Annotated in this window: 13 protein-coding genes; 6 read left to right on the forward strand and 7 right to left on the reverse strand. The window is 48.0% G+C overall.

Annotated features, from left to right (window positions below):
- Positions 1–71: 71 nt before the first annotated feature.
- Together BBB58_RS01875 and guaC are read left to right on the forward strand one after the other, a co-directional pair.
- Entirely contained in the window at positions 72–2,132 is a 2,061-nt protein-coding gene (locus BBB58_RS01875) for a PAS domain S-box protein (RefSeq protein ID WP_074035144.1), read from the forward strand.
- 200 nt (positions 2,133–2,332) lie between these two features.
- Positions 2,333–3,316: a GMP reductase gene (gene guaC / locus BBB58_RS01880; RefSeq protein ID WP_074035145.1), complete on the forward strand. Its 984-nt coding sequence runs from the start codon at positions 2,333–2,335 to the stop codon at positions 3,314–3,316.
- A gap of 22 nt (positions 3,317–3,338) precedes the next feature.
- Here the strand turns inward: guaC and BBB58_RS01885 are convergent, their stop codons facing one another.
- The 5 genes from BBB58_RS01885 to BBB58_RS01905 form a co-directional block, all read right to left on the reverse strand.
- Positions 3,339–3,773 (reverse strand): GNAT family N-acetyltransferase, encoded by a 435-nt coding sequence (locus BBB58_RS01885; protein ID WP_074035146.1) that lies wholly within the window; start codon positions 3,771–3,773, stop codon positions 3,339–3,341.
- A complete protein-coding gene (locus BBB58_RS01890) occupies positions 3,770–4,627 on the reverse strand; it encodes an MBL fold metallo-hydrolase (protein WP_074035147.1) in 858 nt (285 codons plus the stop codon). Before BBB58_RS01890 ends, BBB58_RS01885 begins: the two co-directional genes overlap by 4 nt.
- Entirely contained in the window at positions 4,615–5,370 is a 756-nt protein-coding gene (locus tag BBB58_RS01895) for a P-loop NTPase family protein (protein WP_074035148.1), read from the reverse strand. Before BBB58_RS01895 ends, BBB58_RS01890 begins: the two co-directional genes overlap by 13 nt.
- A gap of 2 nt (positions 5,371–5,372) precedes the next feature.
- Complete coding sequence (locus BBB58_RS01900) at positions 5,373–8,543, reverse strand: EAL domain-containing protein (RefSeq protein ID WP_074035149.1); 3,171 nt, start codon at positions 8,541–8,543, stop codon at positions 5,373–5,375.
- A gap of 138 nt (positions 8,544–8,681) precedes the next feature.
- Positions 8,682–9,674, reverse strand: a complete 993-nt coding sequence (locus tag BBB58_RS01905) for an LLM class flavin-dependent oxidoreductase (RefSeq protein WP_074035150.1) — start codon at positions 9,672–9,674, stop codon at positions 8,682–8,684.
- 261 nt (positions 9,675–9,935) lie between these two features.
- Between BBB58_RS01905 and BBB58_RS01910 the strand changes: the two genes are divergently transcribed.
- Entirely contained in the window at positions 9,936–11,309 is a 1,374-nt protein-coding gene (locus tag BBB58_RS01910; protein WP_074035151.1) for a YjiH family protein, read from the forward strand.
- A gap of 73 nt (positions 11,310–11,382) precedes the next feature.
- Positions 11,383–12,033, forward strand: coding sequence for a C39 family peptidase (locus BBB58_RS01915; protein ID WP_015880303.1), 651 nt, complete (start codon positions 11,383–11,385; stop codon positions 12,031–12,033).
- On the opposite strand, the gene BBB58_RS01920 is transcribed toward BBB58_RS01915, so the two are convergent.
- Complete coding sequence (locus tag BBB58_RS01920) at positions 11,999–12,823, reverse strand: hypothetical protein (RefSeq protein ID WP_074035152.1); 825 nt, start codon at positions 12,821–12,823, stop codon at positions 11,999–12,001. The genes BBB58_RS01915 and BBB58_RS01920 overlap by 35 nt on opposite strands.
- A gap of 92 nt (positions 12,824–12,915) precedes the next feature.
- On the opposite strand from BBB58_RS01920, the gene rluF reads away from it, so the two are divergent.
- Positions 12,916–13,626 carry a 23S rRNA pseudouridine(2604) synthase RluF gene (gene rluF / locus BBB58_RS01925; RefSeq protein ID WP_015880301.1) on the forward strand — a complete coding sequence of 237 codons (711 nt, stop codon included), beginning with the start codon at positions 12,916–12,918 and terminating at the stop codon, positions 13,624–13,626.
- Positions 13,627–13,654: 28 nt separating this feature from the next.
- Here the strand turns inward: rluF and BBB58_RS01930 are convergent, their stop codons facing one another.
- Positions 13,655–14,095, reverse strand: coding sequence for a hypothetical protein (locus BBB58_RS01930; protein ID WP_074035154.1), 441 nt, complete (start codon positions 14,093–14,095; stop codon positions 13,655–13,657).
- Between the two features lie 197 nt (positions 14,096–14,292).
- On the opposite strand from BBB58_RS01930, the gene BBB58_RS01935 reads away from it, so the two are divergent.
- Positions 14,293–14,619, forward strand: a complete 327-nt coding sequence (locus tag BBB58_RS01935) for a hypothetical protein (protein ID WP_047795765.1) — start codon at positions 14,293–14,295, stop codon at positions 14,617–14,619.
- Positions 14,620–14,639 lie beyond the last annotated feature (20 nt).

Genomic DNA, 14,639 nt, shown 5'->3' on the forward strand with positions numbered 1-14,639 from the left:
ATTTGATCGAATGATGCGGTAAGATAAAAATGACGTGTAAAAAATAGAATGAACGAAATGAGGGAGACGAGATGAAAGCTGACCAAACACTTCAATCCAACGCATCGATTTTACTACGGACGTTCGATAAAATTTCAGACTATGTGTTCTTTATGGAAGTCGATGGTTCAGCATATCGCTACGTCTTCGTAAATGAGCCTGGGAAACGGGCCATCAATTGGTCAGATGCGGATGTCGGGAAGACCATCGATGAGTTGGTCCCGATCGAGACCGCTAAACTTATTACGCAGTATTACGATGAAGCGATTCGTACAAAAAAGAGTGTCGTCTATGAAGACTACCGTCTTGCTGACTCCTTTTATACGGATACGGTCGAGGCGGATGATGTATTGACGCTCCCCCTTCATTATTTCGAGTCAGAAGTGACGCCGATTTTCAATGATGAGGGGCGCTGTACCCATATCGTCTCCGTCGTTCGTGAAGTGACGGAACGGAAGCGTCGCGAACTCGAATTGTCGATCTTAAAAGATCATCACGAGTCGCTACGACGTTATTCTCCACATGGCATCTTTGTACTCGACCATCATTTGAACATCAAATCTGTCAACCCGGCCGTCACGGTCATCACCGGTCATACGGAACAAGATATGCTTCATCATCCGTTCCTGCATTGGCTTCCCGAGAGTGAGCGGTCTCGAGTCAGGAAAGGGTTACAATTCACGCTGTCTGGGATTCCACACAAGTATTCCATTTATGCTGAACATCAATCCGGGGAACGACTCGACTTAACCGTCCTCAACATTCCAATCGAGGTCGGCGGTAACATTACCGGCCTGTTTGCGATCATCATCGATTTGACACCAGAGAAAAATGCCGAGCGTGCCACGGTCGAAAGCGAACGTCGTTACCGTCAGTTGATTGAAACCATTCCGGAAGGCATCATTGTGCATCAGGAAGGACAGATTATATATGCGAACGCGATGGCACTCGCCACAATCGGAGAAACCTATCTAGAGAGTGAATCGATTTTTTCATTCATCGCAGAAGAGTATCATCAGTCCACCCGTCAACGACTTGCCTCTCTCGAGCTCGGAGGCCCCGTCCAAGACACGGAAATGGTCATCATGACTCCGAGTGGAGACAAGCTCCAGATGGATATCAGTAGCCTTCTCATCGATTATGAGGGCGAAACGGCCGTCTTAACGATTTTGCGTGATGTCACGGAGAAACGTGAAATGGAACAAGCGTTAAGACAGAGTGAGTTACAATATCGATTGATCACAGAAAACATGAGTGACCTCGTCTGCATACTAGAACGGGATGGTACTGTTCGTTATGCGTCCCCTTCTCACCGTACCGTACTCGGTTTTGCGGCCGGATATTACGAAGGGAAGAATACGCTCGACTATATCCATCCGGACGACATCCAGATCGTCCGGGAGCAGTTGAAAGAAATGAAGGAAGAAGACATCTCCTTGACCCTTGAGTTTCGTCATTTCCATGCTGACCAGCGCTGGATTTGGCTCGAAACGAAAATTCAGGCCATCTATGATGAATCCGGACTTCTCCTACACTATTTGACGGTCAGCCGAGAAATCATGCAGCGAAAAGCACTAGAGAAGCAACTGAAGCATTTGGCGTATCACGACACGCTGACCGATTTACCGAACCGTCGTTTCTTCCTCGCTTACCTCGAGGAAGCGATCGATCGAACCGAATTCGAGCAAGGTGAATTGGCCGTCCTCGCTCTTGACGTTGACCGATTCAAACAAATCAACGACACGTTCGGTCATGATGTGGGCGATGAGCTCTTGCGACAACTCGCTCGTCGATTGACATCCGTGCTTCGCAAACAAGATATGATTGCCAGACTTGGCGGTGATGAGTTTGCCGTTCTCATTCGCTTCAACGATTCCTGTGCCCTACATCGGGTTGCAGAGAAAATCATTCAAGCACTACAGCGCCCATGGGAAATCGACCAACATACGTTCATTACGACTTCAAGTGTCGGGGGTGCTCGATTTGTAAAAGGGTTGTCGACCAAACAGTTACTAAAACGTGCCGACCTCGCTCTCTATGAAGCCAAAGCAGGTGGACGAAATCAATATGCACTCGCAAAGGACCACCAATAAATGGTCCTTTTTTCACGTGAAACATTGAAAATAAATCATAAATCCGAACATTAAACATCAATACATTCAATTTTATTCATTTTTAAGATAAATTGATTGAGTTATCCTTTGACTTTAAACTCTATTCACGTTATATTACCGAATGGACGAAGTTTTTTTATTGTTCAATACGTTAATGTTCGTGAATAGGGGTGCGATATATGGATAAAGTATTTGATTACGAAGATATTCAATTAATTCCTGCAAAATGTATTGTCGACAGTCGTTCGGAATGTAACCCGACCGTCGAGCTTGGTGGCTTCACGTTCCGATTACCGGTCGTTCCGGCTAACATGCAGACGATTATCGATGAAAAGGTCGCATTGATGCTGGCCAAGAACGGATATTTTTACATCATGCATCGCTTCAATCCAGAGACGCGCCTGGCGTTTATCCAAGACATGCATGAGCGTGGTTTGTATGCATCCATCAGTGTCGGCGTGAAGGAAGAAGAGTATGGGTTTATCGAAATGCTCAAATCCACCGGTCATACGCCAGAATTTATTACAATCGATATCGCTCACGGTCATTCGAATGCGGTCATCCGAATGATTCAGCATATCAAACACCATCTTCCTGGATCATTCGTCATCGCGGGGAACGTCGGGACACCAGAGGCCGTTCGCGAATTAGAGCATGCCGGAGCGGATGCGACGAAGGTTGGAATCGGTCCTGGTAAAGTGTGTATCACGAAAATCAAAACAGGTTTTGGTACCGGGGGCTGGCAATTGGCTGCACTTCGCTGGTGTGCCAAAGCAGCGACGAAACCGATTATCGCGGATGGGGGCATCCGTACTCACGGTGACATCGCCAAATCGATTCGCTTCGGCGCTTCGATGGTCATGATTGGTTCATTGTTCGCAGGACACGATGAATCACCGGGGGAAACGTTCGAGCAAGACGGGAAACAATTGAAAGAGTATTTCGGTTCTGCTTCTGAGTTCCAAAAGGGTGAGCGAAAGAACGTCGAGGGGAAAAAGATGTTTGTCGAACACAAAGGGGCACTACAAGATACATTGACCGAGATGGAGCAAGACCTCCAATCGGCGATTTCTTACGCGGGTGGTGACAGTCTCGAGGCATTGCGCACCGTAGACTACGTCATGGTGAAAAATTCAATCTTCAATGGGGATAAAGTGTATTAAAAAGGCGACCTCGTGTCGCCTTTTATAATTGCTTCATCATCATATAGTAATCCGATCCCGGCGGATAGTCCGGTAGCACACCTATTACCGTGTAACCGAATCGCTCATAAAACGGTTTCGCTTGAAACGAGAACGTCGTCAATTTCACACGCGTCGCACCGAGCGACTTCGCTAACGCCTCCCCTTCTCCAAGCAATTGGCTACCGATGCCCTGACCATGAAAGTCTGCATCGACCCAAAGGCGATCCAAATCGAACCATCCCCAATACACACTCCCATATAAGCCGGCGATCACCCGTCCTTCTTGCTCCACTTTCAACTGAATGGTCGGCACGTGCGCCTCGCGAATGTCACGATGGTAAATCGAACGAACGTTGTTATACTCACGTAATTGAGTGGTCAAAAACTGTTGGAACGTCTCGTCTTCCTCGTGAATCCGCGTGATAGTGTAAGTCATCTTCCCACCGTCCCGTTCACAAAAAACGTAATCAACTCGTTCTCTTCCTCGGTGATCTCCCGATTGACGAGTGAAGCATACGACTGCGTGATTTCATCAATATTTCCTGGGAAATTATTCGAAATGGTGGCGATTCGTCTTAATGCAAGGCAATCTTCTGCGAAGGATTCACGACTCACCATCTCACCGTGTGACCAGACAATCTGTTTAGCATCAAACGATTCCAATACATTCAACAACCGCAGGGTTTCTTCCGGAGTCATTCGCCATGTCGGAGAATAGATGTCTGCGTATAACGCGTCTCCTAAAAATAATACCCGTTCTTCTACGACGTAAAGGACAACCGCATCTTTTGCGTGGTCTCCTCCGACATGTCGTAACACGACGTGAACGCCACCGAGGTCGAGTGTCAGCGATTCTTGAAACGTCAGCGTAGGTAATACGATTTTGATGTCGCGCGCGTCTCCATATTCTTCACGGATTGCTTCCGCGCAAAATGCGATTTCAATCCCTTCCGCCACCCGCTCATCGAGAGAGACATCATCCCAAGCATATGGGACAAGTTTTTCCATTCCCTGTTTGGTCGCTTCACTCGCAATGGAGACTATTCCTTCAAGTGCAGGTAAACCGAAGATGTGATCCCAATGCCAATGCGTCAATGCGACCATCGACGGCGCACGTAGGCCTTGTTTTTCTAGCTGTTCTAAAAACAACGAGGCGTGCGAAACGGAATTGCCCGCATCGATGAGCAGCGTATGCGTATCGCCGATAACGGCACCGAGAATTGGTCGATCGGTACGGTCAACGGGTGTCATATACCAAAAACGTTCCGAATGTTTGATTAAGGTTTGCATGTACGAATCGACTCCTCCTCTAATAAATTCGTTAATTCTTCGAATGAATGCCGATTATCATTTTGAATCCGAGCGTGGCGAAGAGGTAATTGTTTCAACAGTTCAAGCTCACGTCGTTGGCGTTCCACTAAAATCTCAATCGTTCCGGCCATACCCTTATGCGCATGGTTCACACCATAGGTGCCGCTCGTATAATACTCGACAAAACCGCTTTGCCATCCCATCGGTCGTTCATCATATACAATCGGAAAGATGCGTGCAACGTCATCCAATGCCAAATAAACGACCATCGGATCAATCGGTTTCAGAATGTCTGCGACCTCTTGAACGTATGCTTCCACGTCCGCTAACGGAACATCTTGGGCAACCATTCCAATGGTGAAAGGATTTTGGAGCAACGCACATTCAAAGATGACGTCCTCTTCCTCCCTATCTAACTTTTGAACATAACGCCGCCAGCGTTCGCACATGATTCGTGTGTGAAGGGCGAAAGGTAACTCGTAGACGTCTGTTCCGATCCGTTCTTCATCACCATCATAACGGACGAGCCACCCTTTTTCGATTTCATCGAGAATGCGACCGGTTGATGGTTTGTCCTCGACCCAATAGACATCATGCATATCCACGGGGTGTGACGCATCTACTTCCGAATAGAACTTGCCATTCCTTTTATCTCGCAGCCTCTCGGCAAATGTAGACTTTCCGCTTCCTGGCAATCCTTCAATCAGCCATAATCTCCCCATACTTAAATCCCCTTGTCATCTGAGTATCCACCATATTGGAACCACTGGTCTCCTCCATTGTTCTTTGCAATATACATCGCTGCATCTGCTTGTTGAAGAAGCGAATCGACGGTGTCGGTCGACTTGACTAGGGTGACGCCAACACTTGCCGTAAGATGAATGACTTCACCATTCGACGCGTCTATTCCCTGGGAAATAACTTCATTGAGCTGTTCAATCCCACTCAGTGGACCCGTTTGCACCAACATGAATTCATCGTCTGAAAAACGGTACACTTGACCACCAACATGCTGGACGAATTCATTTAATCGTTGTGCGATTTCAATTAACACTTCATCCCCTATCATGTGCCCGTACTGATCGTTGATTCTTTTAAAATCGTCTAGATTGACCAGTGTCACTGTAATCGCTGGCGTCCGGTTCATGTTTTTGTATAAATCGGTCGTGAGCGTATGACGATTATACAGTTTGGTCAGCTGATCTTGTTTTGCGATTCGAATCATCTCGCGTTGTTTCCGTTCCTTTCGAATCCCGTTCTCCATCCATCGTGCAAGCAATCGTACCGTCCCAGTCAACTCTTGCAACGTTTCCTCATCAAGATGATCATTCAAATTGCCTTGCTCCGAGAGAAGAACGACCCAGCCAAACACTTGATGCGCATGCGTCAAAGGAAAACTGACTAGCCTCGTGAATTCGATACCGTCTACAATCAGATCACCTTCCTGAAGCGTTTGCGCGCCGACCGTTGTCAGTTGATGTAGGGAATGCAGTTCTTCTTCCCCCCAAGTCAAACGAGAGACCCCATGCTCTACTAGAAGACGATGCGAAGGCTCAATCGAGAAGATGACCCCGTGGGAGTAACCGACCCATTCCAATAAAATTTCTTGAACCCGGGCCAATTGATCTTGGAACGGTACACGCAATGCCGTCGCTTCGTACAATGCCTCGATTGATTGTTGTCGAGTGATTTGTCTTCTCGAGACTTCCGTGTGCTCGATCTCTGTCATGACCCAATGCGTAAACGATTCGAGCGCCTTCAAGTTTTCTTCTGAGAACGTTCTCGCCTGCCCATCCACTACGCAAAGTGTGCCGATGACGTGACCTTGCTTCGTCCGCAACGGTACACCTGCATAAAATCCGATTCGGTCAATCCAAGGACTGTCACTTTCAATCGCTGCTGCCGCAACATCTTCAATCACCAGCGGAGACTCTGATGTGACAACCCGATTACATAACGTCCATTCCCGTTTGAGGTGAGCGGATTCGAGCTCGATACCGACACACGATTTGAACCACTGTTGGTCTGTCGTCATGATCGAAATGAATGCGATTGGCATCTGAAAGGTTTGTGCGACCAATCGGGAGATCCGGTCAAATCGTTCCTCTTGTGGCGTATTTAAAATTTCCAATCGTAATATCGCTTTGAGTCGTTGCAATTCACGCTCATCTAGAGAAGGATGCAACAACTGCGCAGGCTGCTCGATCTTCGATAACATCATCTGATGGGAATACAAGATTCCGAGCGCCTCTTCTAACTCCGCGAGCGGCATCGGACGACTGAAGAAATACCCTTGAATCTCATCGCAGCCGAGCTGACGTAAGATCCGATATTGTTCTTCCGTCTCCACACCTTCAGCCGTCACCTCTAACTCTAGCTTTTTGGCCAACGAGACAATCAGTTTGACGATTTCATACTCTTTCATGCCGCTCTCCTGATCGAGTTGCGCGACGAACGACCGGTCGATCTTGATTCCATCAATCTCGAACAACTTCAAATAATTCAACGAGGAATAACTGACCCCAAAGTCATCAATCAACAGTCGAAATCCTTGTTGTTTGAGCGATTCGACCGTTTTGATCGCCGCTACCGGTTCATGCATCAACGTGTGCTCGGTCACCTCAAACTCAAATTGTTCTGGCACAAGACCATACGATGCAATGATCGCAACCAGTTCATTCATATGGTGTTCATGAAATAAATTCGGTGAGACATTCACAGCCACGCGGCGCCCTTCAAACTGCTCAGGTTGTGACGACACATCCTGACATACCCGATTCATGACGAATCGTGTCACGTCTTCGATCAAGAGTGACTGTTCAGCCACACGAATGAACGTTTCAGGTGAAATGAATCCGAGAACAGGACTCTCCCAGCGAATGAGTGCCTCAAAATGAATCGCACCGTCCATCGACACTTTCGGTTGATACACCATGTATAACTCATCTAGCTTCAACGCTTTGACCAGTTCCGTTTCGATCATCATCTCATCGATGTAACGCTGCACGTACTCATCGTGTTCATATAAACGAATCGTTTGATTTCCCGTCTGACGCGCTTCCAACAGAGCCGTGGAGGCGTTCATGATGACACGGTCGGCATCCGCTGTACCGGCACCAATCCCGATACAACTCGATAACGGGAATTCGGCCTCCGCCACTTGATACGAATGATCTGCAATCACGTCAAGCAAATGCTCGGCGTACATGTATGCCAACCGGATTGGAGTATGAGGTAACACCGCGATAAAGTCTTCACCGTCTACTCGACCGATAATTGAACCTTTCGGAAGCGTATTCGCTAATTGACGTGTGATGTCTTTAATCAACTGATTCGAGCGCTCCACACCTTGAAGCGACATCATCATCTTGAAACGGTTGATGTGAAGGCGCATGACGCTCGTCTCTTCCATATCATGTTGCTCGAACAATTGGTCGAGCTCCAATTTGACTTTCATCAGATTTGGCATACCGGTCAAATAGTCCATATGCTCGATACTCTTTAACAACTTGATCTCCGCCTCCTCGGATAAATCAGTTGTCAAACCGAGTACATAACGAACGAGTCCATCCTCATCTTCAATCGGTACAAGCATAGAAGAAGCGAATCGGGCCGTATTGGAGTCGATGTTCATTTGCGACATGAAGTAGACCGGCTCCCCTGTCTCAACGACCGCATCATAATGTTCAATCAATTCCTCGACCACTTCCGAGCGATACATCTCATGTAAATACCGCCCTTCTACATCACTTGGAAGCGAAGAGGCCACCTTCCCCTGTTCGCTCACACTTACGTAACGATAGCCTGCCTCTGTCACTTCCATTAGAAATACCATTCGATACAAGCGTGTGAACAGCTCGAATAGATAATATGGGTCGCCTTTCATCCGTTGCATCGTATCCCTCCACCCGTTCCTTTTTCTTATAGTGTAGTTGGTTTCGCTCAAACTATGGAGAAAACCTTTGAAAAAATGGGGAAACGTTTTTCTCTTATAAAAAAACACCCTCTCATACTTGAGAAGGTGCTCTTCAGGTTAAAGCAATTCATTCGCCAAGAGACGATAGACGTTCAGGCGATCTTCCTGCTTATGCTGGATGCTACATATCATCGCCTCATCGAAACCGTAACGTTCCGATTCATCCCGTAACTGTTCCGCAATTTGTTTCGGCGTCCCTACGAGGTGGATGGCTCGGTTGTTGGCGATATGAATTTTATCGACCTCCGTGAGCGGATAATCATGAGCCGCTTCTGGACTCAACAACTGTCTCAATTGACCACGCATCAAGAAGAGACGCGACAGATCAGAAGGTCGGGCCAAATATTCGGCCTCTTCTTCCGTCTCTGCCGTCGTGACCAAATACGTGACGCTGATGTCCGGTTTCTCCATGAAATCAGACGGCGTGAAATGGTGACGGTATGTGTCGAGCGTATCGGCACTCAATTGTCCGTTAAAGAACTGGGCAAACGAATAGCCGAGCCCCATCCGTCCGGCCTGCACGGCGCTGTTCCCACTCGAACCGAGTAACCAGGCTTCTGGAAGGCTGACACCAGTCGGAGCAGCCGGTGTATTTTTATACCATCTTTCCTCCGGTGCCTCATCTTTAATCAATTGAAGCGTCGTATCGAGTTTCTCGTAAAGTCCATCCATCATCGGTTTCTGCCCTTGTGACATCGCATAGATCGCGTTCGCATCACCGCCTGGCGCACGTCCGACACCAAAGTCAATCCGTCCTGGAGCGAGCGCGCTGAGCGTCTTGAATACCTCTGCCATCTTGAGTGGCGAGTAGTGCATCATCATGATGCCGCCGGACCCGAGACGAATCTTGTTCGTCTTAGCTGCCAGATAAGCCGTGATGACCTCTGGAGCCGAGCTGGCGAACGACATGCCACCATGATGCTCCGCCATCCACATACGGTAATATCCTAACTCTTCTGCGACTTGTGCGAGCTCGACCGCGCTGTTCAGCGCATGTTCTCCTGTATGACCCGACGTGACCGGCGCCTGGTCTAATACACTCAATCTCATCATGCATTCTCCTATCTCTATAATGAAGTTTCTAAATATCTTGAATTTGTTGGACTCGCCGTCATCATACTAAATGGTTTGATTGAATACGAATGTTTTGCCTAGTATTTAACCTTGTATTTTTCAGAAAATTTCCGCATGTTGTTGATAGCACCTGGTCATATTTTTTATACTAAGAAAGAAATACGTTTCAATAACGGCTGGATGTGTAATGGGGATACATAGACAGCACAAACACTTCGGGGAAATGGGGAATGCATCATGAATGGTTCATCAACACCAGACGGAAAGAAACCTTCTTTTTCGAGTCGAGACTTCTTTAAGTTCTTGATTCCATCACTCATCGGGATCATGTTTTTCATCGTACCAATCTCATCAGAGGAAGGCTTCACGATTCCAGTCGCCTTCTTATCCAATCTGCTGATTGACTGGATTGGGGATTTCGTCCCGACACTCGCCGTCATCATGATGGGGATTTCGATTGTCGGCTCATTATTACTCTTTACGGCACGTCCTGCTTTTATGATGGAGCGATCATCCATCAACGCACTGTTTAGCGTGACACCGTTTTGGTTCGTCATGCGCGTGATCGGCTTCATCGCCGGGGTCATGACGCTACTCACACTCGGACCAGAGATGATCACGTCAGAATTTACAGGGGGCTTATTGCTCTTTGATTTGATTCCAATCTTATTTGCGACATTCTTCTTTGCCGGTATGTTGTTACCGCTCTTATTGAACTTTGGACTTCTCGAGTTCGTCGGGACGTTCTTGATGAAGATCATGCGTCCGCTCTTCCGCTTGCCAGGGCGCGCCTCACTTGACTCGCTCGCCTCATGGGTCGGGGATGCGACGATCGGGATTCTACTGACGACAAAACAGTACGAGGAAGGCTATTACACGAAACGGGAAGCGTCGATCATTGCGACGACATTCTCCGTCGTCTCCATCACCTTCACCATCGTCGTCTTACAGTATGTCGAACTCGACCAATACTTCTTGCCTTACTACGGGGCCATCGTCTTATCCGGACTAGTCGCCGCTCTCATCATGCCACGGATTTATCCGTTGTCTAAAAAGGCAGACACGGCTTATGAGAAGACGGAGCTCAAACCGGAAGAAGAAGTACCCGCGAACGTGTCACTCGGTAAGTGGGCGTTAATTCAGGCGTTACAAAAGTCACGTTCGAGTAAAAGTTTCCTAGAGACGCTCAAAGACGGCTTCAAGAACGTGCTCGATATGTGGATCGGCGTCCTCCCTGTCGTCATGGCAGTCGGGACGATTGCGGTCATCATCGCAGAATATACGCCGTTCTTCACTATCCTCGGAAAGCCGTTCGAACCGATTTTGATGCTCCTTCAAGTGCCTGAGGCATCGGAAGCCGCTCAAACAATGGTCGTCGGTTTCGCCGACATGTTCTTGCCGGCCGTTCTCGGAAGCGGCATCGAGAGTGAGTTGACACGGTTTGTCATCGCTACGTTGTCGGTTACCCAGCTCATCTATATGTCAGAAGTCGGGGGCTTGTTGCTCGGTTCAAAACTACCGATCTCATTCCTCGACCTCGTCTTGATTTTCTTGTTACGTACCTTCATCACCCTTCCGATCATCGTCGGCATCGCACATCTTGTGTTTTAACGAAAACGACGCCCTTTCTCTTTTATGAGATGGGGCGTCCTTTGTATACTAAAAGAAAAGGAGGGAGACCGAGATGGAGCACCCATTTGCAGGACAACTCGAGGTTGCGAACAACGGCTATGCCGGGATCATCGACCCAGAAGCTTATGTGAACGATCGTTATCACGGACGCTGGACATTAAAGCGCTCTGTACAGATTGAAGGCGTGCCCGTCTTGCTCCAACGTCAGTTCGAGAACGGCAAGAACAACTGTACGTTGACGTCGATCACCGCCATCTTCCGTTTCTATCGTGATCATGGGTATGCGAACATCCCAGATGATGTGACACAGATCCAAGAAGATGTGCGCGAGATCGCCTTCAGGCACCATTTCAAAGACGAGAAAGGGACACCGCCGACACAAATCGCCACCATCATCACGAAACTGTGGAAGCGATACGGGTACGACGGTCGAGGCAGTTCCCGCTATCTTTGGAAATGGTCGACGTTTGAGCGTGAGCTGAAAGCAGGACGCCCGTTTGTGCTGAATATGGCGAACGGCTTTTATAAAAATCATTCCGTCACGGGAGTCGGCTACTTACAGTTTGAAAAACGGGGGTTCCCGGACGTCATCTTGTTAGCCGTGCTCGATAATCGTTCGAAGGACGTGCGCTACATCGACTTCAACGAATTCAACTTTTGGGGAAGCATCACACGCGTCCATCCGCCAGCCACTCGTCCATAATCGTGTCAATCGCTTCTCCGATTTTTAAAAGGTGCTCGCGCTTCGCGTATGACCCGTAATGTAGCCCGTTTGAATCACGGCCATTCCCGAGCCCAACGAACACTTCTGAAGGCTTCATATGGAGGCCAATCATCGGGATACCTGAATCATGGCGTCCGATTTCATAGGTGACGGCGGGATATGCAGACAGTCTTCCGATTGTTGAAAAACCGTTCAAGGCACGACAGTTATCCCGTCCGAGCACGATGATACGGATTGGTTTGATGTACGCAATCGTCCGTTCCAACAGTTCGATTGAGGTCGGATGTTCCATCCAGTGGCGCCCGGTCCTCATCTTCCCCATCTGTTCATATGTCGCAAACTTGAAAAAATCAACGTGGATGACAGCTGCAGGATGATCATAGAACGAACGCCCCATCCCGTTGAGGAGTGCCTCGAGTTTGGCGCCATGCGGTTTCCCGAACCAGTTCGTCGTCGCGCGACCCGACTCGAAATAGACCGATGCCCGTTCGAGCGTTTGTTGCAGCGCCTCTTCATTTCCGAGGTAATCGTCAAACGAGAGTATGTTCCGCCAATAGAACTTTTGGTGTTGCCCCGTTCTCGGTGTCCCGTCACGATGTAAAAACTCGCCGCGAGACGGATTCGTCCCGATGGTCAGCCATTGATCCGGACCAGGTCGACCGTACCAAAGGACAGGTGATGCCTCTTGAATCAATTCTTTCCCGAACGTTGTGTCGCACAGTGCTTGTTGAAATCGGATTGCGTCTTGTAACAGTCGTACTGCCTCCATGTCATCCCTCCTCTCCCGTTCGTTTCCCGCTTTCGAGAGTTTATAAAATGCGTTATAGTGAGAGGACGAAGCCAAACAAAGGACGTGTACACATGCGCATCAATAAATTCATCAGTGAATCAGGCAAGGCGTCCCGTCGCCAAGCCGACCGTCTCGTCGAAGAGGGACGCGTCACCATCAATGGGAAAAAAGCAAAAATCGGCGACCAAGTCAAACCGGGCGATGAAGTCCTCGTCAACGGTTCTGTCGCACGGGTTGCCCGAAACAACGTCTACATCGCCGTCCATAAGCCGGTCGGGATCACGAGTACGACAGAAAAAAAAGTAAAAGGGAACTTGGTCGACATGGTCAACCACCCGCTCCGCATCTTCAACATCGGTCGTCTTGATAAAGACTCGGAAGGTCTCATCCTCATGACGAATGACGGCGATATCGTCAACGAGATTCTCCGTGCAGAAGGCGAGCACGAGAAAGAATACATCGTCTCGGTTGATAAGCCAATCACACCAGAGTTCGTCGAGCAGATGGAAGCCGGTGTCAAAATCCTTGGCCAGAAGACACTTCCGTGTAAAGTCCGTCCGCTTTCAAAGTTCGATTTCAACATTACCCTCACGCAAGGACTCAACCGCCAAATCCGTCGTATGTGTGAGGCGCTCGGATACGAAGTATTCCGCCTCCAACGTGTTCGTGTCATGAACATCACGCTCGGGAAACTGCCGCCTGGACAATGGCGCGATCTTTCGAAAAAAGAGCGTGAGCAACTGTTCCGCGAATTGAATTACGAACCGAAAGAATGGTACTAAAAAGCAGCCTGAGTCGTCTCAGGCTGCTTTATTCTGGTCGAAGTGATGAGACATGGTCGGTCTCACGACGAATGAAACGTTTGAGTTGAGCGCTCAAGTCGTCGAGCTGTCCCATCGTCGTCCTCATTCTAAATTTCATATGAACATGGTCAAATGAGTCAAACCGCCATTCATCATGAATGAAAATATCGATTTGGATGGTCCCAATCCGGTCAATCAACGTGAAAGTTAGATTGACTTGCAAATCATCCGAACCCTCTTCTTCATCGACTAGTCTCCATGTGATCGGTTCTTTGCCCCACGCTTGATTGAATTGATCGATCTTTTGATAAAGATCCCCAAGACTCGCATCATCTAAATAAATCAACTGATTGCTGGCGCAAGTAGAAGACCGAAGTTGAAGCTGAACTTGATAAAACAGCTCCGTTTCATCCATCCAAATCCGTTCTATCTCAAACTGAGTGTCCATCTCACTATACCAACTTTCATAGTTAACTAAATAATATCAATTTCCTTTTTCGGCTCATTTGGCACTGTTCTACACTTGTCATCTCACTCTTTCATGTCGACTATATCATGTCAATTTGATGAATCACTTAAACTCTTTACACAAAACGGGAATATAAATAATACAGATGATTTTAAAATGAAAAGAGGTGAATCCTCATGAATGGTGCAATCTTTCCACATACTTCAATCGGAAAATGGTCTATTCTCTTGATTGCCTTGTTCCTTGCCATGTATGTACCGTTTCTTCTGCTCAATCAATTTGATACAATCTTCCACTCGACGCTTTGGAGCGACAATACTGCAAACATGCTTCGACTCAGCTATATGACCACATTCTCTATCCTCGGGCTAGGAGCGTTTGTGACCGGATGGTGGGCAATTTTGAAGCAGAAAGAGTATGCTGTGCTCGTCTTTTTTGCAGCTGTGCTTAGTTCAGGTCTAGTCATACTACTCGTGATGGAGTTAATCGGAATCTTAGAGTAATTAAAAAAGTAGGGCCTCCA

The organism is Exiguobacterium profundum (assembly GCF_001909285.1).
Taxonomy (GTDB): Bacteria; Bacillota; Bacilli; order Exiguobacteriales; family Exiguobacteriaceae; genus Exiguobacterium; species Exiguobacterium profundum.

What these genes read in the sequence shown, in the direction of transcription:
- BBB58_RS01935 (WP_047795765.1), top strand. Translation starts at nt 14,293, where the DNA reads ATGAATGGTGCAATCTTTCCACATACTTCAATCGGAAAATGGTCTATT.
- BBB58_RS01920 (WP_074035152.1), bottom strand. Translation starts at nt 12,823, where the DNA reads ATGGAGGCAGTACGACTGTTACAAGACGCAATCCGATTTCAACAAGCA.
- rluF (WP_015880301.1), top strand. Translation starts at nt 12,916, where the DNA reads ATGCGCATCAATAAATTCATCAGTGAATCAGGCAAGGCGTCCCGTCGC.
- BBB58_RS01930 (WP_074035154.1), bottom strand. Translation starts at nt 14,095, where the DNA reads ATGGACACTCAGTTTGAGATAGAACGGATTTGGATGGATGAAACGGAG.
- BBB58_RS01910 (WP_074035151.1), top strand. Translation starts at nt 9,936, where the DNA reads ATGAATGGTTCATCAACACCAGACGGAAAGAAACCTTCTTTTTCGAGT.
- BBB58_RS01915 (WP_015880303.1), top strand. Translation starts at nt 11,383, where the DNA reads ATGGAGCACCCATTTGCAGGACAACTCGAGGTTGCGAACAACGGCTAT.
- BBB58_RS01895 (WP_074035148.1), bottom strand. Translation starts at nt 5,370, where the DNA reads ATGGGGAGATTATGGCTGATTGAAGGATTGCCAGGAAGCGGAAAGTCT.
- BBB58_RS01875 (WP_074035144.1), top strand. Translation starts at nt 72, where the DNA reads ATGAAAGCTGACCAAACACTTCAATCCAACGCATCGATTTTACTACGG.
- BBB58_RS01900 (WP_074035149.1), bottom strand. Translation starts at nt 8,543, where the DNA reads ATGCAACGGATGAAAGGCGACCCATATTATCTATTCGAGCTGTTCACA.
- BBB58_RS01890 (WP_074035147.1), bottom strand. Translation starts at nt 4,627, where the DNA reads ATGCAAACCTTAATCAAACATTCGGAACGTTTTTGGTATATGACACCC.
- guaC (WP_074035145.1), top strand. Translation starts at nt 2,333, where the DNA reads ATGGATAAAGTATTTGATTACGAAGATATTCAATTAATTCCTGCAAAA.
- BBB58_RS01905 (WP_074035150.1), bottom strand. Translation starts at nt 9,674, where the DNA reads ATGAGATTGAGTGTATTAGACCAGGCGCCGGTCACGTCGGGTCATACA.
- BBB58_RS01885 (WP_074035146.1), bottom strand. Translation starts at nt 3,773, where the DNA reads ATGACTTACACTATCACGCGGATTCACGAGGAAGACGAGACGTTCCAA.